The sequence below is a fragment of the Neoroseomonas lacus genome, assembly GCF_014644535.1.
In the GTDB taxonomy this organism is placed as follows: Bacteria; Pseudomonadota; Alphaproteobacteria; order Acetobacterales; family Acetobacteraceae; genus Neoroseomonas; species Neoroseomonas lacus.
Map to the genome: position 1 here is coordinate 298,044 of NZ_BMKW01000008.1, position 21,677 is coordinate 319,720.

A 21,677-nucleotide genomic window follows, 5' to 3' on the forward strand; every position below is an offset into this window, starting at 1 on the left:
CTCCCGCGCGGGCGCCCATTTCTGCTTATGGAGGCCCTCGTGGCACGCACCCCCCTAGACCGGATCCGGAACATCGGGATCACGGCACATATCGACGCCGGCAAGACCACCACGACCGAGCGCATCCTGTACTACACCGGCAAGTCGCATCGCATCGGTGAAGTCCACGAAGGCAACACCACGACCGACTACATGGACCAGGAGCGCGAGCGGGGGATCACCATCACCTCCGCCGCCGTGACGGCCGTGTGGAACGACTACCGCATCAACGTCATCGACACCCCGGGCCACATCGATTTCAACATCGAGGTGAACCGCTCGCTGCGCGTGCTCGACGGCGCCATCTTCATCATCGAGGGCGTCGCCGGCGTGCAGCCGCAGTCCGAGACGAACTGGCGCCTGGCCGACCGCTACAACGTCCCGCGCATCATCTTCATCAACAAGCTCGATCGCACGGGTGCGGACTTCTACAAGGCGGCGGCGACGCTGACCGAGAAGCTCGGCATCAACTGGGTGACGCTGCAGCTGCCGATCGGCATCGAGGACACCTTCCTCGGCGTCGTCGACCTGGTCGAGATGAAGGCGATCATCTGGGAAGGCGACGAGCTCGGCGCCGCGTACCATGACGCCCCGATCCCCGACGACCTGAAGGAAAAGGCGGCCGAATACCGCCAGATCCTGCTCGACACCGCCGTCGGCGTCGACGAGACGGCGATGGAGGAATATTTCGAGAAGGGCGACGTCTCGGTCGAGACGCTGCGCCGCTGCATCAAGAAGGGCACGATCTCGGGCGAATTCCGCCCGGTGCTCTGCGGCACGGCCTTCAAGAACAAGGGCGTGCAGCCGCTGCTCGATGCCGTGGTCTCCTACCTGCCGTCCCCGATCGACGTCCCGGGCATCAAGGTCGCCCCGGATGAAGGCTTCGACGAGACCCAGGAACGCCGCCACATCCCGGCCGACCCGGACGCGCCTTTCGCCGGCCTCGCCTTTAAGATCATCAACGACAAGTACGGCAACCTGACCTTCGTGCGCGTCTATCGCGGCACGCTGAAGCAGGGCGACATGATCATGAACACGACGAAGGATTCGCGCGAGCGGATCGGCCGCATGTTCCAGATGCATGCCGACAAGCGCGAGGAGATCAAGGAAGTCTCCGCCGGCGACATCGCCGCCTTCGTGGGCCTGAAGGACACCGGCACGGGTGACACGCTGGCGTCCAACGACGACCCCGTGATCCTCGAGCGTATGGCCTTCCCGGTGCCGGTCATCGACATCTCGGTCGAGCCGCGGACCAAGGAAGGCGTCGAGAAGATGACGCTCGGCCTGCAGAAGCTGGCCGGCGAGGACCCCTCGCTGCGTCTCAAGACCGACCAGGAAACCGGCCAGACCATCCTGTCCGGCATGGGCGAGCTGCATCTCGAGATCATCGTCGACCGCCTGAAGCGCGAATACGGCGTGGACGCCAACATCGGCGCCCCGCAGGTCGCCTATCGCGAGACGATCACCAAGGCGCACACCGAGACCTACACCCACAAGAAGCAGTCGGGTGGCTCGGGCCAGTACGCCGAAGTGAAGATCACCTTTGAGCCGAAGGAGCGGAACACGGGCATCGAGTTCGTGAACGGCGTCGTCGGCGGCGCGGTGCCGAAGGAATACATCCCGGCGGTCGACAAGGGCATCAAGGTGCAGGCCGATACCGGCGTGCTCGCGGGCTTCCCGACCGTCGACTTCAAGTACACGCTGGTGGACGGCAAGTACCACGACGTGGACTCGAGCGCCCTGGCGTTCGAAATCGCGGCGAAGGCCTGCTTCCGCGAAGGCATGAAGAAGGCCGGCGCGGTCATCCTCGAGCCGATCATGGACGTCGAGGTGACCACCCCGCAGGACCATGTCGGCGACGTCGTGGGCGACCTCAACCGCCGCCGCGGCGTGATCCAGTCGCAGGACATGGCCGGCACCTCGGTCATCGTCCGCGCCCATGTCCCGCTGAAGGAGATGTTCGGCTACATCTCCAACCTGCGCGGCATGACCAAGGGCCGCGCGTCCTTCTCGATGCAGTTCCATCACTACGACCCGGTGCCGCGCAACGTCGCCGAGGAGATCATGGCGAAGTCCGCCTGATCCGACCGACAATCCGGTCATGCCGCGGCGCGGGGACAACCTCCGCGCCGTTTGCATGTCGGGGCGAGGGCCATGTCTCGGCGTAGTTGCCCGAGGCGGGCCTCCGCATGGATGCTCCTTGCGGCGCCGAGACAAAAGGAGGTCCGCCATGAGGTACACCGTCGCGGCCCTGTCCATGGCCACGATGCTGGCGCCCGCCGTGGCGTTGGCGGACTACTATGCCTACTGCGCCAACAACCGCATCGAGGTGGACAGCCGCAACCCCGAGCAGATGGCCAGCGCGCGTGGCTCGGGCACCTGCCAGATGGGCCCCAAATTCGGCTTCCTGTCGGACGCGCAATCCTTCGCGCAGCGCAATTTCGGCGGGCCCGGCAGCGCCTGTTCCTGCCGCTGAGGCGGCTGCGGCGCGCTCAACGCCGCAGGAAATGCGTCCCGACCGCGTCGAGCACCACCACTCCATCGGCAACCCGCCGCGCCGTGTAGCGCAGCTTGGCGATGCCGAGCGGCCGGCCCGAGCGCGACGGCCGCACCTCATCCACCTCGACCCGGATGGCGATCTCCTCATCCGGGCGCAGCGGTGCCGGCCAGCGGCTGTCGATCTGGTTGCCGCCGACCGAGATGCCCGAGATCAGCCCGCTGCGCATCACATGGCCGAACACCGCCGAGAGGGTGTGCAGCCCGCTAACCACGAGTTCGCCGAACAGGCTGTCGCGCGCCGCCTCGGGGTCGAGGTGAAAGAATTGCGGGTCGTAGCGCGAGGCGAAGGCAACGACCTCCTCCAGCGGCAGGGACAGCGTGCCGATGTCCCAGCCCTGGCCGGGTGCGAGGTCGTCGAGGGAGCGGATCGGGTCGGTCATGACCGCAGTCTAGCAGGCTGGGGCGGATGTCGCGGCAGGTCTCGGTGGCCCCGCCGCGCCGCCCGTGCGCCCGGCCCTTGCGGAGGGGCGGAGCGCTGACGCAGGCTCCCGCTTCCTCGCCGGAGTCCGGACCCATGCTGTTGCCGCGACGTTTCCCCAGGGCCGTGTTGGGCCTCGCCTTGCTGATCGGTGGCTGTGTCGCCGCGCCGCCGCCCGCCCCGCCCACCCCGGCGGGCCGCTTTGCCGCGCTGGTGGCTGCCGCGGACCAGTCGGCCGGGCAGGTGGTGGATCATCTGGCGCGGCGCGAACAGCAGGAGGTGCAGGAGGCGGGCACCCTCCGCTTCGGCGCCGGTGCCTTGCCGCCCGCGCCCCCGCCGCCGGCCGCGCCCGCCGCCGGTGCCGTGCTCGACCCCGGGATGAAGCTGATCCTGCTGGAGGCGCAGCGCCTGGCCGCCCTGTCCGCCGGGCAGGCCCCGGCCGAGGGCCAGCAGGGCGCGGCCCTGATGCGGCGTCTGCAGGACAGCCTCGCCGCGTTGCGCTCGGTGCCGGCCCGCTGGCCGTCCGAGGCAGTGCGGCGGCGCGGGGTGGATGGTTTCGCGCTGCTCGCCGAAGCCGTGCCGGCGGGCAGCACCCCGGCGGTGGTGGCCAGCGCCCGGCAGCGCGCGATCGGCGATGCCGTGCTGTTGATGCGCGCGGTCGTCGGGGACGATCCGCGCCTCGGCATGCGCGGCGCGTTGGCGCAGCGCCATGCGGCCTGGCGCGCCGCGCAGACGGCGATGCTCAACACGGTGCGCAACGACCGCAACATCAGCCCCGACCAGCGCATGCAGGCCTGGAACGCCGCCCAGACGCGGCTGGCCGCCGACCCGCCGGAGGTTGCGGCGGCGGAACTGCACCGGCTGCTTGGCGGGCTGCCGGCCGCGCATGCGGCGGCCGGGGCAGGGGATGCCGCCGGGGTGGAGGCCTTCGCCGGCGAAGTGGCGCGCATGCAGGCGCTCGCGTTGCAGGCGCGATGAAGCATGACGCAGGCAAAGCCCGTCGCGGGACTTGGCGCGCCGCGGCACCCGGTGTAGCCACCGCCATCCCCTGAACGACCGGAGTGCCGCCCCCATGGCCGCCATCGCCGACATCATCGCCCGCGAAGTCCTGGATTCCCGCGGCAACCCGACCATCGAGGCCGAGGTGGTGCTCGACAGCGGCGCGCGCGGCCATGCCATCGTCCCCTCCGGCGCCTCGACCGGCGCGCATGAGGCGGTGGAACTGCGCGATGGCGACAAGTCCCGCTACGGCGGCAAGGGCGTGCTCAAGGCCGTCGGCAATGTCGAGGGCGAGATCTTCGACGCCATCTCCGGCATGGACGTCTTCGACCAGGTCAAGATCGACGAGACGATGATCGAGCTGGACGGCACGCCCAACAAGGCGCGCCTCGGCGCCAATGCGATGCTGGCGGTCTCGCTCGCGGTCGCCAAGGCGGCGGCCGCCGACCTCGGCATTCCGCTGTACCGCCATGTCGGCGGCGTCTTCGCCCGCACCCTGCCGGTGCCGATGATGAACATCATCAATGGCGGCAAGCACGCCGATAACCCGATCGACATCCAGGAATTCATGATCATGCCGGTCGGCGCCGGCACCATCGCCGACGCCGTGCGCATCGGTTCCGAGGTGTTCATGGCGCTGAAGAAGGCGCTGCACGATGCCGGCCACTCGACCAATGTCGGCGACGAAGGCGGCTTCGCCCCCAACATCGGTTCGGCCGACGAGGCGCTCGGCTTCATCGCCAAGGCCTGCGAGGCCGCTGGCCATCGCGTGGGCGAAGACGTGGTCTTCGCGCTCGACTGTGCCGCGACTGAATTCTACCACGACGGCGCCTACAAGCTGGAAGGCGAGGGCAAGACCCTCGATGCCGGCGGCATGGTCGACTACCTCGCCGCGCTGACCGCGAAGTGGCCGATCGTCTCCATCGAGGACGGCATGTCCGAGGATGACTGGGCCGGCTGGAAGGCGTTGACGGATAAGCTTGGCGCCAAGGTGCAACTCGTTGGCGACGATCTCTTCGTCACCAACCCAGAGCGCCTGCGCATGGGCATCGAACAGGGCACGGCCAACGCCATCCTGGTGAAGGTCAACCAGATCGGCACCCTGACCGAGACGCTGGAAGCGGTCGAGATGGCCCATCGCGCCGCCTATCGCGCGGTGATGTCGCATCGTTCCGGCGAGACGGAGGATTCGACCATTGCCGATCTGGCCGTGGCGACAAACTGCGGGCAGATAAAGACCGGCTCGCTGTCGCGCTCCGACCGCCTCGCCAAGTACAACCAGCTCATCCGCATCGAGCAGGGTCTCGGCGACGCCGCGCGCTATGCCGGCCGCGGCGTGCTGCGCCGCTGACCGCACGCCCTGCTATGCGCACCGACGCGCATGGCAGGGCGGCAGACCGAGGGGCCGTTCAAGGTACGACCGGCCGCGCCGGACGCGTGAATGCAGAGCAGGCGCGTCCGCCAACCGGCATTGAGTCCCCTTTTGTCGCGACGCTTGCGAAAAATGCGGGCGTTGCGCCGATTTCCTGGTCGAACCGCGTGACACGGATTCGCCGTGGTGCTTAGAATCACAAAGTCGCCAAACATCAGGTGTTTGCGTTGCGGTTCCTCAGGCGCTTTTTCCAAGCCATCGCCATGCCATGTCTGTTCATGGCGCTGTCGGGCTATTTCGCTTGGCATGCCATGCATGGCGACCGCGGGCTGATCGCACGCGAGCAGCGCCTGGCCGACATCGCCGCCGCGCGCGCGGAACTCTCCCATGCCGAAGCCGATCGCGACGCCATCGAACGCCGCGTCACCGGCCTGCGCGGTGACCGTGTCGATCGCGACCAGCTCGACGAACGCGCCCGCGCCCTGCTGAACATGGTCGGCCGCGACGAGATCGTCGTGCCCTACGCGCCGGAACGCCGCCTCTACTGATCCTGTGAGGCCCGTCACGCCGCCGCGCTTGCGTGGCCGCGCCATCAAGGCCAATCCTGCTGCGAATGATGGAGGCCGCCGCCATGCGACGCCCGTTGCTTGTCGCCCTTGCCCTGTTGCCGCTGGCGCTGCCCGCCATCGCCCAGGACCAGCCGCGCCGCATCGCGCTCGACGCGCCGCCGGCGGCGGTCACCGTCTATCCCGAACAGGCGACCGTCACCCGCCGCGGCACGGTCGATCTGCCGGCCGGGGTCAGCCTGCTGGTGCTCTCGGGCGTGCCGACCGGCGTATTGCGCGACAGCGTGACGGCGCGCGGCCAGGCGAGCGGCGCGGTCGCCATCGGCGCCGTCGAACTGCGCCAGGCAAGCTTCGACCGCCGCGATGTCGATGCACGCCGCGCCGGGCTCGAAGCGCAGCAGCGCGCCCTGGATGAGGCCATCGCCACCCTTGATGTGCAGATTGCCGCCCAGGCCGCCCAGCTGCGCCTGATCGAACGCCTCGCCGGCGGCTTCGTCACCGCCCAGCGCCAGCCGACCGCGCCCAATGAGCCGCCGCCACGCCTGTCGGCCGACCCGGCCGCCTGGCGCAACGCCTGGGATGCGGTGCGCGAGGGCACCGCCGAGGCCGGCGAGGCCACCCGCCGCCTGCAGGCCGACCGCCATCAGGCCGAGCAGCGGCGCGAGGCGCTGAAGGCCGAGATCGGCATGCTCGGCGGCCCGCCGCCGGGTGCGCTGGAAATCGCCGTCAGCGTCCAGGCCGCCGCGCCCACGCGGTTGGAGCTGCAGGTCGCCTACCAGATCCCCGGCGCGCGCTGGCTGCCGGTCTATGAGGCACGGCTCGACAGCCAAGCCGGGCGCGTCGCCCTGCGGCAGGAAGCGATCGTCGCCCAGACCACCGGGGAGGATTGGACCGACGTCGCCCTGACGCTGTCCACCGCCCGCCCGGCCGAAGGCGCCGCGCCGCCGAGGCTCTCGCCCTGGCGCATCGCGCTGGTCGACCCGGCGGCGCTGCAGCGTGAAAACGCCGCGCGCGACCGGCTGTCCGGCGGCATGGCGACACGCGGCGTCGCCCCCGCCGCGCCGATGACCGCAGCTCCGCCCCCGCCGCCGCGGCAGGAGGCCCAGGCCGTCACCGCCACCGTGCAGGCCGCCGGCTTCGCGGTGGAATACGTCATCCCCGGTCGCGCCACGGTGCGCGCCGATGGCAGCGAACGACGCGTCCGCATCGCCGACATGGACGCCGCCGCGACCGTCACGGCCTTCACCGTGCCGCGCGTCGCGCCGCGTGCCTTCCTGCGGGCGCGCTTTGCCCACGCGGTCGCCGCGCCGACGCTGCCGGGCGCGGCGTCGCTGTATCTCGACGGCGTCTTCGTCGGCCGTGCCTCCCTGCCGCTGCTGCGGGCGGGGGAGGAGGTGTCGCTCGCTTTCGGTGCCGATGACCGCCTGCGCGTCGCCTACGAACCCCAGGCGCGCCGCCGGGCGCAGGAAGGCAGCCTGCTGACCGGGCGCAGCAACACCGAGAGCTTCGAGGCGCTGATCACCCTGCGCAGCTTCCACGCCCGCCCGATCGACGTGACCGTGGAGGACCAGCTGCCGGTCTCCTCCGACGCCGACCTGACCGTCGCCATGCAGGCGGACCCGGCGCCTACGGCACGCGATGTTGACGACCGCCCCGGCGTGGTGGCCTGGACCCTGACCATGGCGCCGCAGCAGGAACGCCGGATCCGCTTCGGCTACACCGTGACCCTGCCACGCGACCGCCAGGTGCAGGGCCTGCAACGCCCCTGATTCCGGGGGCAGATCGCGGCGTTTGAGACACTTAACCGAAATTCGGTTAAACGTCTTATTGCATTGCAATAGAAGGATTTTCGCGCAGTCTGACTTGCGAAATCTGTCGTCGCGCGCCTAATAGGCGACAGACAGCCTTCCCGAGGGAGACGCCGCATGGCCCAGGCCACGGAGACCACCAGCAAGCGCCGTGGGAAGGGGAAGGAGCCGCCGATCGCGCGCGACGACCTGCTCAAGGCCTACCGGGACATGTTGCTGATCCGCCGCTTCGAGGAGAAGGCGGGCCAGCTCTACGGCATGGGGCTGATCGGCGGCTTCTGCCACCTCTATATCGGCCAGGAAGCCGTGGTGGTGGGCGTTCAGATGTGCCTCAAGTCGGGCGACGAGGTCATCACCTCCTATCGCGACCACGGGCACATGCTCGCCACCGGCATGGAAGCGCGCGGCGTGATGGCCGAGCTGACCGGGCGCATCGGCGGCTATTCCAAGGGCAAGGGCGGGAGCATGCATATGTTCTCGCGCGAGAAGGGCTTCTACGGCGGGCACGGCATCGTCGGCGCCCAGGTCAGCCTCGGCACCGGCCTCGCCTTCGCCAATTGGTACCGCGAGGATGGCGCCATCGCCGTCACCTATTTCGGCGAGGGCGCATCCAACCAGGGCCAAGTCTATGAAAGCATGAACCTCGCCGCCCTGTTCAAGCTGCCCTGCATCTACGTCATCGAGAACAACAAATACGGCATGGGCACCAGCGTCGAGCGCGCCTCCGCCTCGCGCGACCTGTCGCAGAACGGCGCCGCCTGGGGCATCCCCGGCGAGCAGGTGAACGGCATGGATGTGGTCGCCGTGCGCGAGGCCGCCGAGCGCGCCGCAGCCTATTGCCGCGCTAACAAGGGGCCGTACCTCCTTGAGATGAAGACGTACCGCTATCGCGGCCATTCCATGTCCGACCCCGCCAAGTACCGCACGCGCGAGGAAGTGCAGAAGATGCGCGAGACCTCGGACTGCATCGAGACCGCGCGCAAGCTGCTGGTCGACCAGTTCGCCGCCACCGAGGCCGAGCTGAAGGTGATCGACGACGACGTGAAGGCGATCGTGCAGGACGCCGCCGATTTCGCGCAGCAGAGCCCGGAGCCGCCGGAGTCCGAGCTGTGGACCGACGTTCTCGTGGAGACGAAGTGACATGGGTGCCGTGATCCTGATGCCGGCGCTCTCGCCGACCATGACCGAGGGCAAGCTGGCGCGCTGGCTCAAGAAGGAAGGCGACGCGGTGAAGTCCGGCGACGTCATCGCCGAGATCGAGACCGACAAGGCGACGATGGAAGTCGAGGCCGTCGATGAGGGCACCATCACCTCGATCCTGGTGTCGGAAGGCACCGAGGGTGTGGCGGTGAACAGCCCCATCGCCGAGCTGGATGGCGGCGCCGGCGCTGCGGCGCAGACCATGCACGGGATCACCAACAAGAACCCGCGCGAGAATGAGAAGATGATCGCCGATTCCGGCACCAGGCAGCGGATGGAAGGCACCGTCCCCGCCGCGCCGCACACGCCGCCGCCCTCGGCGGAGAAGGATTGGGGTCCGACCAAGCCGATCACCGTGCGCGACGCGCTGCGCGACGCCATGGCCGCCGAGATGCGCGCCGACAAGGACGTCTTCCTGATGGGCGAGGAAGTCGCCCAGTACCAGGGCGCCTACAAGATCAGCCAGGGCCTGCTCGACGAATTCGGCGCGAAGCGCGTGATCGACACGCCGATCACCGAACACGGCTTCACCGGCATGGCGGTCGGTGCCGCGATGACCGGCCTCAAGCCGATCGTCGAGTTCATGACCTTCAACTTCTCGATGCAGGCGATCGACCAGATCATCAATTCGGCCGCCAAGACGCTGTACATGTCGGGCGGCCAGCTCGGCTGCCAGATCGTCTTCCGCGGGCCGAACGGCGCGGCCTCCCGCGTCGCCGCTCAGCACTCGCAGTGCTATGCCTCCTGGTACGCGCATTGCCCGGGGTTGAAGGTGCTCGCGCCGTGGAATGCGGCCGATGCGAAGGGCCTTCTGCGCGCCGCCATCCGCGACCCGAACCCTGTCATCTTCCTCGAGAACGAGATCATGTACGGGCACACCTTCGAGTGCCCGACCGATGACGACTTCATCCTGCCGATCGGCAAGGCGAAGGTGGAGCGCGAAGGCACCGACGTGACCATCGTCGCCTTCTCCATCATGGTCGGCATGGCGATGCAGGCGGCCGAGAAGCTCGCCGAACAGGGCATCAGCGCCGAGGTGATCAACCTGCGCTCGATCCGCCCGCTCGACACCGAGACCATCGCGAATTCCGTGCGCAAGACCAACCGCCTGGTCACGCTGGAGGAAGGCTGGCCCTTCGCCGGCATCGGTGCCGAGGTGGCGATGCAGATGGTCGAGGCCTGCTTCGATCACCTTGATGCGCCGCCGGTGCGCGTGCATGGGCTCGACATCCCGATGCCCTACGCCGCGAACCTCGAGAAGCTCGCGCTGCCCCGCCTCGAACAGGTGGTCGATGCAGTGAAAAGCGTGACGTACAAGTAAGGCGCGGGGGAACGATCCATGGCCACGAACATCCTGATGCCGGCCCTCTCGCCCACCATGACCGAGGGCAACCTCGCGCGCTGGCTCAAGAAGGAAGGCGACCGCATCAAATCCGGCGACGTCATCGCCGAGATCGAGACCGACAAGGCGACGATGGAAGTCGAGGCCGTGGATGAGGGCATCCTCGGCAAGATCCTGGTGCCGGATGGCGCGCAGGGCGTGAAGGTGAACGACGTGATCGCCGTGCTGGTGGATGAGGGCGAGGCGGTGCCGTCGGGCGCGCCCGCACCGGCCGCCGCGTCGGCGCCGGCCGCCGCAGCACCTGCGCCCGCCGCGGCACCGTCGGCCGCTCCGGTTGCGTTGAACCCGCAGCCGCTGCCGCCATCCGGTGGCGACCGCGTCTTTGCCTCGCCGCTGGCGCGGCGCATGGCGCAGCAGGCGGGGCTCGACCTGGCGGGTTTGAAGGGCTCCGGCCCCAATGGCCGCATCGTGAAGTCGGATGTCGAGGCCGCACTGTCGCGTGGCCCGGCCGCCGCGCCGACGGTTGCCGCCGCGCCAGCCGCCGCACCGGCACCGAGGCCGGCCGCAACACCCTTCACCACCACCGCGCCGCATACCGCCGTGCCGAACAGCACGATGCGCAAGGTGATCGCCCGCCGCCTGTCGGAATCCAAGGCGACCATCCCGCATTTCTACGTGACGATGGATATCGAGATCGACGCGCTGCTGAAGTTGCGCTCCGACCTCAACGCCCGTTCGCCGAAGGATGGGCCGGGCGCCTACAAGCTCAGCGTCAACGACCTGGTCATCAAGGCGACCGCCGCGACGCTGCGCCGCTTCCCGGGCTGCAACGCCTCCTGGACCGATGACGCGATCATCCAGTACCACGACGTCGACATCTCGGTGGCGGTGTCGATCCCGGAAGGCCTGATCACGCCGATCGTGCGCAGCGCCGACAAGAAGGGCCTCGCCGCGATCAGCGGCGAGATGAAGGATCTCGCCGCGCGCGCCAAGTCCGGCAAGCTGAAGCCCGAGGAATTCCAGGGCGGCGGCTTCTCCATCTCCAACATGGGGATGTATGGCGTCAGCGACTTCTCTGCGATCATCAATCCGCCGCAGGCCGGCATCCTGGCGGTCTCCGCCGGGTTGCAGAAGCCGGTGGTGAAGGATGGCGCGCTCGCCATCGCCACGGTGATGACCTGCACGCTGTCCGTCGACCACCGTGTCATCGACGGCGCGCTGGCGGCGGAATTCATCCAGGCGCTGAAGCGCACCATCGAGGACCCGCTGAGCCTGATGCTGTGACCAGGCATCCGATCCGCGCATCGGCAGCGTGAACCGGATGCCCCACCTCAGCATCCGCGAAGCCACGCCGGCCGACATCCCGACCATCGCGCGTTTCGTGCGCGCGCTGGCCGAATTCGAGAAGCTGGCGCACGAAGCCGTCGGCACCGAGCCCGACTTCCACGCCGCGATCTTCGGCAGCCCCCAGCGCGCCGGCTGCCTGGTCGCGGAGGTTGGCGGTGAACCGGCGGCGATCGCGCTCTACCACTGGACCTTCTCCACCTTCCTCGCCAAGCCGGGCCGGTGGCTGGAGGACCTCTGGGTGGAACCGCAATTCCGCCGCCGCGGCATCGCGAAGGCGCTGTTCGCGCGGCTCGCGACCGATACGCTCGCCGAAGGCGGAGGCCGTCTCGCCTGGAACGTGCTCGACTGGAACACACCCGCCATCGCCACCTATGACGCGATGGGCGCGCAGGCTCTCAAGGAATGGATCACCCGTCGCCTGTCCGGCGATGCGCTGAAATCCCTCGCAGTGGAGGCGACGTGATGGCCGAACAATTCGACCTGGTGGTGGTGGGCGGTGGTCCCGGCGGCTATGTCGCCGCGATCCGCGCCGCGCAGCTCAAGATGAAGGTCGCGCTGGTCGAGCGCGAAAATCTCGGCGGCATCTGCCTCAACTGGGGCTGCATCCCGACCAAGGCGCTGCTCAAGGCGTCCGAGATCAACCACATGCTGCACAGCCTCGACCATTACGGCTTCGCGGTGGACAATCCGCGCTTCGACTTCGCCAAGGTGATCAAGCGCTCGCGCAATGTCGCCAACCAGCTCTCCTCCGGCGTGAAGGGGCTGATGAAGAAGCACAAGATCACGGTGTTCGACGGCCATGCGAAACTCGCCGGCCCGGGCAAGGTCGCGGTCAGCAAGGACGGCAAGCCGGTCGCCGAGGTCGCCGGCAAGAACATCATCCTCGCCACCGGCGCCCGTGCACGCGTACTGCCGGGGATGGAACCCGACGGCAAGCTGATCTGGTCCTATCGCGAGGCGCTGGTCCCTGACGCCCTGCCGAAGAAGCTGATCGTCATCGGCTCCGGCGCGATCGGGTCCGAATTCGCCTCCTTCTACCTCAACATGGGTTCCGAGGTGACGCTGATCGAGGTGCTGGACCGCATCCTGCCGGTCGAGGATGCCGAGGTCTCCGCCTTCGTCGCCAAGGCCTTCACCAAGCAGGGCATGAAGGTCATCACCGGCGCCAAGCTGCAGGGCGTGCGGAAGGAAGCCGGCGGTGTCGCGGCGATCGTCGAAGTCGATGGCAAGGTCACAGAGATCAAGGCCGACCGCCTGATCTCGGCCGTCGGCATCGTCGGCAATGTCGAGGACCTCGGCCTCGAAGGCACCAAGGTGAAGGTCGACCGCACCCATGTGGTGATCGACGCCTTCGGCCGGACGGGTGAGCCCGGCGTCTATGCCATCGGCGACCTGGCCGGCCCGCCCTGGCTCGCCCACAAGGCGATGCATGAGGGCGTGATCGTGGTCGAGGCCATCGCCGGCCTGCATCCGCATGAGATGGATGTCGGGAACATTCCGGGCTGCACCTATTGCCGCCCGCAGGTGGCGAGCGTCGGCATGACCGAGGCCGCGGCGAAGGCGGCGGGCCACGAGGTCCGTGTCGGCCGCTTCCCCTTCATCGGCAATGGCAAGGCGATCGCGTTGGGCGAACCGGAAGGCTTCATCAAGACGGTGTTCGACGCCAAGACCGGTGCCATGCTCGGTGCCCACATGGTCGGCCCCGAAGTCACCGAGATGATCCAGGGTTACGGCATCGCCCGCACCCTGGAGACGACCGAAGCCGAATTGATGGCCACGGTCTTCCCCCACCCGACCCTGTCCGAAGCGATGCATGAATCGGTGCTCGATGCCTACGGCAAGGTCCTGCACATCTAAAGCAGGCAAAAATAGAAGGGGGATTCGGGGGAATACTTTCTCCCGACGGGAGGGGTATGGGGAGGGCGGAGCCCTCCCCGTTCGCGTCCGCTGGGCCTATATAACCGGGCTTGAGGGCAATCCATGAGCACCACGCGTATCGAGATCGACCACCGCAAGCCTCTCACGGGCGCCGACCGGCACCCGGAGAAGGCGCATCGCCCCGACAACCCCATCCAGCGCAAGCCGTCCTGGATCAGGGTCAAGGCGCCGACGCACCCGATCTACCACGAGACGCGCAAGCTGATGCGCGACAGCAAGCTGGTGACGGTCTGCGAGGAAGCCGCCTGCCCGAATATCGGCGAATGCTGGTCGCAGCGTCACGCCACCATGATGATCATGGGCGAGATCTGCACGCGCGCCTGTGCCTTCTGCAACATCACGACCGGCCTGCCGAATGCCCTGGATGCCGACGAGCCTCGCCGGGTGGGCGAGGCGGTGGCGACGCTCGGCCTGCGCCATGTGGTGATCACCAGCGTCGACCGCGACGACCTCAAGGATGGCGGCGCGGAACATTTCGCTCAGACCATCCGCGCCATCCGCGCCGCCGCCCCCGAGACGACCATCGAGATCCTGACGCCCGACTTCCTGCGCAAGGACGGCGCCCTGGAAGTGGTGGTGCGGGCCCGCCCGGACGTGTTCAACCACAACCTCGAAACCGTGCCCGGCCTGTACCCGACCATCCGCCCCGGCGCGCGCTACTACCATTCGCTGCGACTGCTCGACCGTGTGAAGCAACTCGACCCGACCATCTTCACCAAATCCGGCATCATGGTCGGCCTCGGCGAGGAGCGCCTGCAGGTGCTGCAGGTCATGGACGACCTGCGCAGCGCGGATGTCGATTTCCTCACCATCGGCCAGTATCTCCAGCCAACCGTGAAGCACGCCGCGGTGGACCGCTTCGTGACCCCCGACGAATTCGCCGACTACGCCACCGCCGCGCGTGGCAAGGGCTTCCTGCTGGTGTCGTCGACGCCGCTGACGCGCTCATCCTACCATGCCGATCGTGACTTCGCGGCGTTGCGGGAGGCGCGGGCCGGGCGCCTCGCCACCGCCTGAGATGCCGACGCATGCTGAGCGCAAAATCCTGCGCTACACGCCCGAACAGATGTTCGACCTGGTCGCGGACGTGCGCCGCTACCCGGAATTCCTGCCCTGGTGCGTCGGCGCGCGTGTGCTCTCCAGCACAGAGACCGTACTGATCGCCGACCTCACCATCGGCTTCAAGATGTTCCGCGAGACCTTCCGCTCGCGCGTCACGCTCGAACGCCCCGACCATGTCCATGTCACCTATGAGACAGGCCCGTTCCGCTACCTCAACAACCATTGGCGCTTCCGCCCGCTGCCGCAGGGCTGCGAGGTCGAATTCTTCGTCGATTTCGAATTCAAGAGCCGCATCCTGCAAATGGCCATCGGCGTCGTGTTCAACGAAGCGGTGCGGCTGATGGTGCGCGCCTTCGAACGCCGGGCGATGATGCTGTACGGGCGCAGCCAGGCGCCCGTGGCCGGCGGCTCGGCGACGCCGGCGCCTTCATCGGGCTGAACGGCGCCACCACCCCGCGCGCCGCGGCCTGATCTTCAGTCTTGTTGATGGCCCGCATCAGCGCTTTGCAATGGCGCGCCCGCGACCGGCACGCCATCCTGCGCCCATGAGCTACGTCCTTTACGGCGACAAGGGATCGGGCTCGGCCCCGGTCGAGATGGCGCTCGCCGAGATCGGCGTGCCGGTCGAACTGCGCGCGGTTCCCTTGACCACCGACGCGCAACTCGCCGCCGATTATCGCCGCCTCAACCCGATGGGCCGCATCCCGACGCTGCTGCTGCCGGACGGCACGGTGCTCACCGAATCCCTCGCCATCCTGCTGACGCTCGCCGATCGCCACCCCGAGGCGGCGCTGCTGCCCGCGCCCGGAACCGCCGAGCGTGCGCGCGTCCTGCGCTGGATGGTGCTCGCCGGCGCCGAGGGCTACCCCCACGTCACCCGTGCCGACTACCCCGAACGCTTTAGCGCCGAGCCCAGCCACGCCGAGGAGATACGCTCCCGCGCAAGGGAGATGTATCGCGACCTCTGGCGGCTGATCGAAGCCGAGGCGGGGCTGGCCGGCGATGCCGCGGCGCCGTACCTGCTCGGCGCGCATTTCACCATTGCCGACATCTACCTCGCCGTGTTGTCGCGCTGGCTTGGCGGGCGGGACTGGCTGCCGGTAGCCTGCCCGAAGCTCGCCGCGCTGGGCCGCGCCGTCGCCGCACGGCCGCGCATCGCCCCGGTCTGGGCGAGGCATTTCGCTGGCTGACGCCGGAGGTCAGGCGATGGCGGCCAAGATCTCCTCCGGTGCGACGCGGCCGTGGGCGTCAGCCTGCGGCACGACATGCCAGGCGAGGCCAAGCGCGTTGCAGAGGTTGCGGAAATAGGTACCGTTTGGCACCGCCTGGACCGGCCGCCGCCCCGGATTGGGCAGGATCTCCACAAGCCCACCCCCGCTCGGCGCCCACAGCATGTGGGCGAGCCCCGCGCCATGCTGGCCCACCACCCGCCAGGCCCGGGAGAACAGGTGGATCTGCTCGAACAGCGAGCAATCCTCCAGGCGGATCAGCGCGGCGTCGTGCCGCGCGGCGATGGCGGCGTGGATCTCGGCCATGTTCGGAACGCTGCGCCGCGCTGCCCCGGCGGAACGATTCTCGGAGGCGGCCGTGTTGTAGAATGGATGTGGGGGGGCGCGATCGATCACCAGCACGAAGCGTTCCGAGGCGGCGAGAGGATGGCGCGCCGCTGCCGCGGCGATTCGAGGTCCATAGAGATCCTGTACGATCCGACGGATCTGCAGGAAGCGCGGCCGCGCATAGGTCGCCGGGCTGTCGAAGCCCGGCAGAATGATCTTGGGCAGGTTGCCTACGGCCGAATTCAGTCCCACCAGGCTGTTCAGCACGAGATTGGCCGCGACGATGTTGATCGCGAAGCCGTCCAGCTCCCGCAACAATCCATTCATCGGGCCGCAGTCGCGCAGCAGGAAGCGGTGCGTGCCGCGCAGTGCATGGCAATGCTCGATGAAGGGCAGCAGGTACCCGAACAGGAAATGATAGAAATGCTGGACCGAGCCGCTCTGATGGGCCGGCACGACGATGAGCCGCTGCATCGGTTCCGGCCCGGCATCCGGCAATGGGGCGATGGTCACGATCCGGTCAGGCCGTCGCGCCGCGCGGCGCACCCTCGCCAATCCGATGCAGCAGTCGCCCGCCATCGGCCAGCGCCATCACCACCAAGATCTCCTCCGGCCGCGGCGCGTCGCCCATCATCACCGTGATGGCGTCGAAATGCCCGCGCGACCAGGCATCATCCTTGTGCCCGAGGGGCAGGTCGAGCGCCGTGCCCGGCCCGCCCATCTTGACGGAGGACGGGATCAACGCCGCACCGCCGCCGATCGCCGCGCGCAACGGCGCCCCCATGCGCGGATGCAAGAGAGCATGGCCGTGCTCCAACTCCCCCATCGAGCCGACGATGGCCCCCTTGCCGTAGGACACCGGCGGGCCGTGCAGCATCTTCACCAGATCGGCGGCGAATCGCTGCGCCAGGGCCGCACCGGCATCCACCAACTCCGTCAGGTCGCCCACGAAGCGCCGGGCGAAGGGATTCTGGATGGCGATGAGCGCGACGGCCCGTACCACCGGACGCTTGGCCGCGTGGCTCATCTCGCCGAAGGCTTCCTCGCGCAGCAACGACACCTTGCGGATCTCGACCATGATGGGGCTCCTCCCTCTGGCCGGATCGTGGCGCCGGGGGCATCCTGCGCGCAACCGCATCGCAGGAAGATGACCACATGGTCCACGCTCCGAACCGCCCGCCCGCCGGCGCCCCGCCCACCCGCATCAACCTCTACTCCGACACGCAGACGCGCCCGACGCCCGCGATGAAGGAAGCGATGATGCGCGCCGAGGTCGGCGACGAGCAGCACGGCGACGACCCCACGGTGCACGAGCTGTGCGACCGCATGGCGGCGCTGATGGGCAAGCAGGCGGCGATGTACCTGCCGTCGGGCACCATGTGCAACGTCATCGCCATCCTCACCCATTGCGGCAAGGGCGACGAGGTCATCGCCCATGAGACCAGCCACATCCTGCATTCCGAAGGCGGCACCCATGCCGCGCTTACCGGCGTGCAGATCATGCCGATGCGCGGCCCGCGCGGCATGTTCACCGCCGACGACGTGCGCGCCGCGATCCGCCCGAAAACCCGCTACGCGCCCCCCCAGCGCCTGCTGGAAGTCGAGCAGACTGCGAATATCGGCGGCGGCGCGATCTGGCCGCTCGCCCAGCTCAACGCCGTCGCCGATGTCGCGCATGAACAGGGCTGGTCCACCCACATGGACGGCGCGCGGCTGATGAATGCCTGCGTCGGCGCCGGCATCGCCGCCAAGGACATGGTCGCCAACTACGACAGCGTCTGGCTCGACTTCACCAAGGGCCTCGGCGCCCCACTCGGCGCCGTGCTGTGCGGCGACGAGGAATTCATCGGCCGCGCCTGGCGCTGGAAGCAGCGCCTCGGCGGTTCGATGCGCCAGGCCGGCATCTGCGCTGCCGCCTGCCTCTACGCGCTGGACAACAACATCGACCGGCTCGCCGATGACCACGCGAACGCCAAGGCGCTCGCCCGCGGCCTGCGCCAGCTCCCCGGCGTGGTGGTCGAGGAACCCGACACCAACCTGGTGTTCTTCGACATCAAGGGCACCGGGATGGATGTCGCGACGCTGCAGGAAAAACTGCAGATGCGCGGCGTCGCGGTCTCCGGCCTCGGCGGCCGCGTGCGCGCCTGCACGCATCTCGACGTGACCGCGCCGATGATCGAGGAAGCGGTTAGCGAAATCCGTACGGCGCTGGCGGCAGCCTGACAGCAGCGGCACGCGACTTCGCACCGGGTCGAAGCCGAGCCCGGCGGCGGAGGGCGGGACCGGAGAGGGCTTTGCCCTCTCCGAACCTCACCCACCAAAGGCCTGAGGGCCTGTGGACACCTATTTCTTGTTGCCTGAAGCAGGGCGGGCGTGACGGCGAGGCAGGCATTGCGACGCGCCCCATGGCCTGTAACTGTCGGGCACCGTCCCCGACGCGCGCGCTGCCAGGCTCGGCACCCGGTTTCGGCGCTCCAGGGTGCTCGGCACCCTGGCGAGGTGAGGTTTGGAGCGGGGCAGGGCCCCTCTCCAATGCCGCCCTCAGTCCGCCGTCCCCCGGCTCCCCTTCCACTCGGCGTGATCTCGCTCGACGATCTCCGCGAGCCGTTCCGCCCGGTTGGTCAGCCACGCGGTGCCCGGATGCTCGGCTTCGAGCGACGCCGCGATCGCCTCCGCATCCTCGGCCCGCGCGCCATGCATCGCCCCGATGTCGCGCCCCATGGCGTAGAGCACCTCCGGCCGCAGCGGCAGCGGCAGGCAGGGCGGGTCGGTCTCCGCCTTGTCGATCTCGATCTTGCGGTTGTTGGGCGAAAGCCGCCGCACGGCGATCGCCCCGACCACGGCGAACCACGGGTCGGGCGCGCGGGTCGGCAGCGACGCGGCTTCCCTGGTGCGGTTGCGCGGCGGCTCCTCGCCGATCCTGACGCTCCAGGATGACGGCAGCAGCCGCTTCACCTCGCGCAGCACCGGCCCGCCGCGATACTCGCCGATGACGGCAAAGCGCGGCCGGCCGAGGCTGCCGGTCCCTGCCTTGCGGGCATAGGGTTCGCCGAGCTCGGCACCGGGCGGGAAGGCGTCGCGCAACGCGGCGCGATAGCGCGCCGGCGGCCTGGCGCGGCGCTTGTTCAGGTCACGGCGTTCCTCCGCCCAGAAGGCCTGGTGCGCGGCAACGCTGGTCAGCACCAGCATGTCCCACAGCCCGGACGTGCCATCGAGGATCACCGGCCGACGCTCGGCGAGGCCGTGCCGATAGCCGGCAAGCAGCGCGCGCGCCATGGTGGTCATACCGGGCCCCAGCACGCGATCCTGTGCCGCGAGCCGCGCACTGGCCAGCAGCCGCACCAGATCGTGCGGCCATTGCATCACCGCCGCTTCGTCGAGGTCATTGACGCCGAAGACGAGGCGCCCATCGGCATCGCGCCAGGTGCCGAAATTCTCGATATGGATGTCGCCGACCGACAGCACGCGCCGGTGCCTGGAGAAGCCCAGCGGATAGTCGCACCAGCGCCAATAGGTCGCGCGCAGGAACGGAAAGGGCCCCTCGGCCATCCTGGCGAGGCGGCGTTCGTAATCCTTGGCGCGGAACTCGCGGCCGAGCTGGCCCTGGAGCCAGGCCCGATACTCGGCTTCTGCCGCAACGATCGATGCCATGCGCGATGCTCCGGGTCCGGCGCGAAATATACGTGGGTATATTCGCGCAGACGACGACAACCTTGCCGTCATCCGGCCGGGCGTCGTCTGGGCCGGTGGAACCGCGCCGCGTCATCGCCCATCCTGGATCCGGTCGGCGCATGGCCGGATGAGGATGGACGCCCGGCGCGGATGCCTCTCGCGCCCGCTCCCGAAATCGACCCCAGGTTGTTGTTCTTGCGGCCATCATCACCCGGCCACGGGTTCCGCCTAGTCGGGATCCGCTCCGGCGTCCCGATGCCGAAGGTCGTTCCTGGCCACCTCTGATTGGCGCCGGCGGCCGGCTTGTCGGTTCCGGCCGCTGAAAACCCAGCGAAGGTCGCCGCCACGATGTCAGTCGAGAATCCGCGTCCACGATGCCTTCGGCCCGATATCGATATGGGTGAAGGACCCGTACCAGCCGACGCCCATGAACCCGAGATGGTTCGACAGCAGCGCCGCCTGCGCATGAACCTCCGCCTGCGGCATCCCCCGCACCACGATGTCGGCGGCCTTGCCTTGCATATGCAGGCTGTTCGGCGCCGCATAGGGCAGCGAGGCATTGGTCTGTGGCGTGCGGTAGCCCGAGATCAGCCGCAGCGGCCGCGTATAGCCGAGCCGTTCCTGCACCAGGGAGAGCATGTCCAGCAGCAGCCCCGGGATCGGCCCTGGGGCATCCTCGCGCAGGTCGCGGAACAGATTCTGCAGCCGCGCCATGGCGCCGATGTTGTAGTCCTGCCCGGTGCGGTAGGCGAGCGCGACCTCCTCACCGGCATTGTTCTGCAGCCACAGCCAGCGGTCGCGCGGTCGCAGGATGGCGGGTGCCGGCGGCGTGATGCCGGCATTGAGCAGGTCGGCCCGCGCCGCGCCGCCACTGACCGCGGCGGCGCCAATCCCGGCGAGTAGGGCACGCCGCCGCGGGCACCCGGCGCGCTTTATCGGATTGTTAATCATTTTTGGAATGTGCGCCCGTGCAGGTGACGGGTGCAATCGGGCGATCGAGTCGCGCGGAAGGTGCACGGCAGGTGTGGCCGTCACGCCGCGCCGGGTGCTGGCGCATACCTGCCGGAGCGCCATGGCGCTGGCGCCAGGCCCAGCCGGCGACCCGCGTCAATGAAGCGTCCGTCGGCGATGCCCCTGGATTTCCGCCAATGTTCTGGTTATGTTCGAATCATCAGAGAGGAATTTCCTGCCCGCATGCCGCAGTAGCGCTGAACGAATAAAATCCTAAAATCCTAAAGTATGCGAATCCAAGGACTTCGACCACAGCCATCGCCGGCTGTGCCGCCCACGCCGCGTCGCCGGCCCTCCCGCCACGCTACCGTGGCATCGCCATGTCCAACGCCGCCGCCACCGTCGCCGCCCGCACCGCCCCGCGGTCCCCGGGAAAGACGTGCCGTTCCACCACCGTCGCCGCGCCCTTGCGCGCGCAGCCGATGAACACCAGCCCGACCGGCTTGCCCGGCGTGGCGCCGCCTGGCCCGGCGATGCCGGTGCAGGACAGCGCGACATCCACCTCGGCCTGTGCCAGCGCCCCCTCGGCCATCTCGCGCGCCACCGCCTCGCTCACCGCGCCATGGGCGTCGAGCGTCGCCTGCCGCACCCCAACCATCCGCACCTTGGCCTCGTTCGAATAGGTAACGAAGCCGGCCATCACGACGGTCGAGGACCCGGCGATGGCCGTGAGTGCCGCAGCGATCAGCCCGCCGGTGCAGGATTCCGCCGTGGCGAGGGTCTCGCCGCGCGTCTCCAGCGCGCTCAGCAGCGTGCGCGCCTGGTCGATGGTCTGATCGGGCAGCATG

Annotated in this window: 21 protein-coding genes; 15 read left to right on the forward strand and 6 right to left on the reverse strand. The window is 68.8% G+C overall.

Annotation, left to right across the window (positions count from 1 at the left end):
* Positions 1-27: 27 nt before the first annotated feature.
* Complete coding sequence (gene fusA, locus IEY36_RS17405; protein WP_373290332.1) at positions 28-2,121, forward strand: elongation factor G; 2,094 nt, start codon at positions 28-30, stop codon at positions 2,119-2,121.
* Positions 2,122-2,269: 148 nt separating this feature from the next.
* Entirely contained in the window at positions 2,270-2,515 is a 246-nt protein-coding gene (locus IEY36_RS17410; RefSeq protein WP_188968929.1) for a hypothetical protein, read from the forward strand.
* A gap of 16 nt (positions 2,516-2,531) precedes the next feature.
* Here IEY36_RS17410 and IEY36_RS17415 read toward each other — a convergent pair whose 3' ends face one another.
* Positions 2,532-2,978 (reverse strand): MaoC/PaaZ C-terminal domain-containing protein, encoded by a 447-nt coding sequence (locus tag IEY36_RS17415; protein ID WP_188968931.1) that lies wholly within the window; start codon positions 2,976-2,978, stop codon positions 2,532-2,534.
* A gap of 134 nt (positions 2,979-3,112) precedes the next feature.
* Between IEY36_RS17415 and IEY36_RS17420 the strand changes: the two genes are divergently transcribed.
* The 12 genes from IEY36_RS17420 (at position 3,113) to IEY36_RS17475 (ending at position 15,840) form a co-directional block, all read left to right on the forward strand.
* Entirely contained in the window at positions 3,113-3,994 is an 882-nt protein-coding gene (locus tag IEY36_RS17420; protein WP_188968933.1) for a hypothetical protein, read from the forward strand.
* A 94-nt stretch (positions 3,995-4,088) separates the two neighbouring features.
* Complete coding sequence (eno, locus tag IEY36_RS17425; RefSeq protein WP_188968935.1) at positions 4,089-5,366, forward strand: phosphopyruvate hydratase; 1,278 nt, start codon at positions 4,089-4,091, stop codon at positions 5,364-5,366.
* 284 nt (positions 5,367-5,650) lie between these two features.
* Positions 5,651-5,935, forward strand: a complete 285-nt coding sequence (locus IEY36_RS17430) for an FtsB family cell division protein (protein ID WP_229681386.1) — start codon at positions 5,651-5,653, stop codon at positions 5,933-5,935.
* A gap of 83 nt (positions 5,936-6,018) precedes the next feature.
* Positions 6,019-7,722 carry a mucoidy inhibitor MuiA family protein gene (locus tag IEY36_RS17435; protein ID WP_188968939.1) on the forward strand — a complete coding sequence of 568 codons (1,704 nt, stop codon included), beginning with the start codon at positions 6,019-6,021 and terminating at the stop codon, positions 7,720-7,722.
* A 156-nt stretch (positions 7,723-7,878) separates the two neighbouring features.
* Positions 7,879-8,901 carry a pyruvate dehydrogenase (acetyl-transferring) E1 component subunit alpha gene (pdhA, locus tag IEY36_RS17440; protein WP_188968941.1) on the forward strand — a complete coding sequence of 341 codons (1,023 nt, stop codon included), beginning with the start codon at positions 7,879-7,881 and terminating at the stop codon, positions 8,899-8,901.
* A gap of 1 nt (position 8,902) precedes the next feature.
* A complete protein-coding gene (locus IEY36_RS17445) occupies positions 8,903-10,282 on the forward strand; it encodes a pyruvate dehydrogenase complex E1 component subunit beta (protein ID WP_188968943.1) in 1,380 nt (459 codons plus the stop codon).
* Positions 10,283-10,300: 18 nt separating this feature from the next.
* Positions 10,301-11,587, forward strand: coding sequence for a pyruvate dehydrogenase complex dihydrolipoamide acetyltransferase (locus tag IEY36_RS17450; protein ID WP_188968945.1), 1,287 nt, complete (start codon positions 10,301-10,303; stop codon positions 11,585-11,587).
* Positions 11,588-11,624: 37 nt separating this feature from the next.
* The gene (locus IEY36_RS17455) at positions 11,625-12,113 is read left to right on the forward strand and encodes a GNAT family N-acetyltransferase (protein WP_188968947.1); all 489 of its coding nucleotides are present in this window, start codon (positions 11,625-11,627) and stop codon (positions 12,111-12,113) included.
* Positions 12,113-13,507 (forward strand): dihydrolipoyl dehydrogenase, encoded by a 1,395-nt coding sequence (gene lpdA, locus IEY36_RS17460; RefSeq protein ID WP_188968949.1) that lies wholly within the window; start codon positions 12,113-12,115, stop codon positions 13,505-13,507. Before IEY36_RS17455 ends, lpdA begins: the two co-directional genes overlap by 1 nt.
* 123 nt (positions 13,508-13,630) lie before the next feature.
* Entirely contained in the window at positions 13,631-14,605 is a 975-nt protein-coding gene (gene lipA / locus IEY36_RS17465; protein WP_188968951.1) for a lipoyl synthase, read from the forward strand.
* 1 nt (position 14,606) lies between these two features.
* Complete coding sequence (locus IEY36_RS17470) at positions 14,607-15,089, forward strand: type II toxin-antitoxin system RatA family toxin (protein WP_188968953.1); 483 nt, start codon at positions 14,607-14,609, stop codon at positions 15,087-15,089.
* Positions 15,090-15,195: 106 nt separating this feature from the next.
* Positions 15,196-15,840: a glutathione S-transferase family protein gene (locus tag IEY36_RS17475; protein ID WP_188968955.1), complete on the forward strand. Its 645-nt coding sequence runs from the start codon at positions 15,196-15,198 to the stop codon at positions 15,838-15,840.
* A 9-nt stretch (positions 15,841-15,849) separates the two neighbouring features.
* Here the strand turns inward: IEY36_RS17475 and IEY36_RS17480 are convergent, their stop codons facing one another.
* Both IEY36_RS17480 and IEY36_RS17485 read right to left on the reverse strand, forming a co-directional pair.
* Positions 15,850-16,719 carry a glycosyltransferase 61 family protein gene (locus IEY36_RS17480; RefSeq protein WP_188968956.1) on the reverse strand — a complete coding sequence of 290 codons (870 nt, stop codon included), beginning with the start codon at positions 16,717-16,719 and terminating at the stop codon, positions 15,850-15,852.
* 7 nt (positions 16,720-16,726) lie between these two features.
* On the reverse strand, positions 16,727-17,284 hold the full coding sequence (locus IEY36_RS17485) for an amino acid synthesis family protein (RefSeq protein ID WP_188968963.1): 558 nt from the start codon (positions 17,282-17,284) through the stop codon (positions 16,727-16,729).
* Positions 17,285-17,361: 77 nt separating this feature from the next.
* Between IEY36_RS17485 and IEY36_RS17490 the strand changes: the two genes are divergently transcribed.
* Positions 17,362-18,429, forward strand: a complete 1,068-nt coding sequence (locus IEY36_RS17490) for a threonine aldolase family protein (RefSeq protein ID WP_188968965.1) — start codon at positions 17,362-17,364, stop codon at positions 18,427-18,429.
* Between the two features lie 318 nt (positions 18,430-18,747).
* Here the strand turns inward: IEY36_RS17490 and IEY36_RS17495 are convergent, their stop codons facing one another.
* The 3 genes from IEY36_RS17495 to IEY36_RS17505 all read right to left on the reverse strand — a co-directional run bounded on the left by IEY36_RS17495 (position 18,748) and on the right by IEY36_RS17505 (position 21,676).
* Complete coding sequence (locus IEY36_RS17495; RefSeq protein WP_188968967.1) at positions 18,748-19,857, reverse strand: DUF2252 family protein; 1,110 nt, start codon at positions 19,855-19,857, stop codon at positions 18,748-18,750.
* Positions 19,858-20,229: 372 nt separating this feature from the next.
* Positions 20,230-20,829: a YcbK family protein gene (locus IEY36_RS17500; protein WP_188968969.1), complete on the reverse strand. Its 600-nt coding sequence runs from the start codon at positions 20,827-20,829 to the stop codon at positions 20,230-20,232.
* 364 nt (positions 20,830-21,193) lie between these two features.
* The gene (locus IEY36_RS17505; RefSeq protein ID WP_188968971.1) at positions 21,194-21,676 is read right to left on the reverse strand and encodes a CinA family protein; all 483 of its coding nucleotides are present in this window, start codon (positions 21,674-21,676) and stop codon (positions 21,194-21,196) included.
* Between the last annotated feature and the right edge of the window lies 1 nt (position 21,677).

Bases quoted from the DNA above. Each gene is read 5' to 3' on its own strand.
- fusA (WP_373290332.1), top strand. From the start codon at position 28: ATGGAGGCCCTCGTGGCACGCACCCCCCTAGACCGGATCCGGAACATC.
- IEY36_RS17410 (WP_188968929.1), top strand. From the start codon at position 2,270: ATGAGGTACACCGTCGCGGCCCTGTCCATGGCCACGATGCTGGCGCCC.
- IEY36_RS17415 (WP_188968931.1), bottom strand. From the start codon at position 2,978: ATGACCGACCCGATCCGCTCCCTCGACGACCTCGCACCCGGCCAGGGC.
- IEY36_RS17420 (WP_188968933.1), top strand. From the start codon at position 3,113: ATGCTGTTGCCGCGACGTTTCCCCAGGGCCGTGTTGGGCCTCGCCTTG.
- eno (WP_188968935.1), top strand. From the start codon at position 4,089: ATGGCCGCCATCGCCGACATCATCGCCCGCGAAGTCCTGGATTCCCGC.
- IEY36_RS17430 (WP_229681386.1), top strand. From the start codon at position 5,651: ATGCCATGTCTGTTCATGGCGCTGTCGGGCTATTTCGCTTGGCATGCC.
- IEY36_RS17435 (WP_188968939.1), top strand. From the start codon at position 6,019: ATGCGACGCCCGTTGCTTGTCGCCCTTGCCCTGTTGCCGCTGGCGCTG.
- pdhA (WP_188968941.1), top strand. From the start codon at position 7,879: ATGGCCCAGGCCACGGAGACCACCAGCAAGCGCCGTGGGAAGGGGAAG.
- IEY36_RS17445 (WP_188968943.1), top strand. From the start codon at position 8,903: ATGGGTGCCGTGATCCTGATGCCGGCGCTCTCGCCGACCATGACCGAG.
- IEY36_RS17450 (WP_188968945.1), top strand. From the start codon at position 10,301: ATGGCCACGAACATCCTGATGCCGGCCCTCTCGCCCACCATGACCGAG.
- IEY36_RS17455 (WP_188968947.1), top strand. From the start codon at position 11,625: ATGCCCCACCTCAGCATCCGCGAAGCCACGCCGGCCGACATCCCGACC.
- lpdA (WP_188968949.1), top strand. From the start codon at position 12,113: ATGGCCGAACAATTCGACCTGGTGGTGGTGGGCGGTGGTCCCGGCGGC.
- lipA (WP_188968951.1), top strand. From the start codon at position 13,631: ATGAGCACCACGCGTATCGAGATCGACCACCGCAAGCCTCTCACGGGC.
- IEY36_RS17470 (WP_188968953.1), top strand. From the start codon at position 14,607: ATGCCGACGCATGCTGAGCGCAAAATCCTGCGCTACACGCCCGAACAG.
- IEY36_RS17475 (WP_188968955.1), top strand. From the start codon at position 15,196: ATGAGCTACGTCCTTTACGGCGACAAGGGATCGGGCTCGGCCCCGGTC.
- IEY36_RS17485 (WP_188968963.1), bottom strand. From the start codon at position 17,284: ATGGTCGAGATCCGCAAGGTGTCGTTGCTGCGCGAGGAAGCCTTCGGC.
- IEY36_RS17490 (WP_188968965.1), top strand. From the start codon at position 17,362: ATGGTCCACGCTCCGAACCGCCCGCCCGCCGGCGCCCCGCCCACCCGC.
- IEY36_RS17495 (WP_188968967.1), bottom strand. From the start codon at position 19,857: ATGGCATCGATCGTTGCGGCAGAAGCCGAGTATCGGGCCTGGCTCCAG.
- IEY36_RS17500 (WP_188968969.1), bottom strand. From the start codon at position 20,829: ATGATTAACAATCCGATAAAGCGCGCCGGGTGCCCGCGGCGGCGTGCC.
- IEY36_RS17505 (WP_188968971.1), bottom strand. From the start codon at position 21,676: ATGCTGCCCGATCAGACCATCGACCAGGCGCGCACGCTGCTGAGCGCG.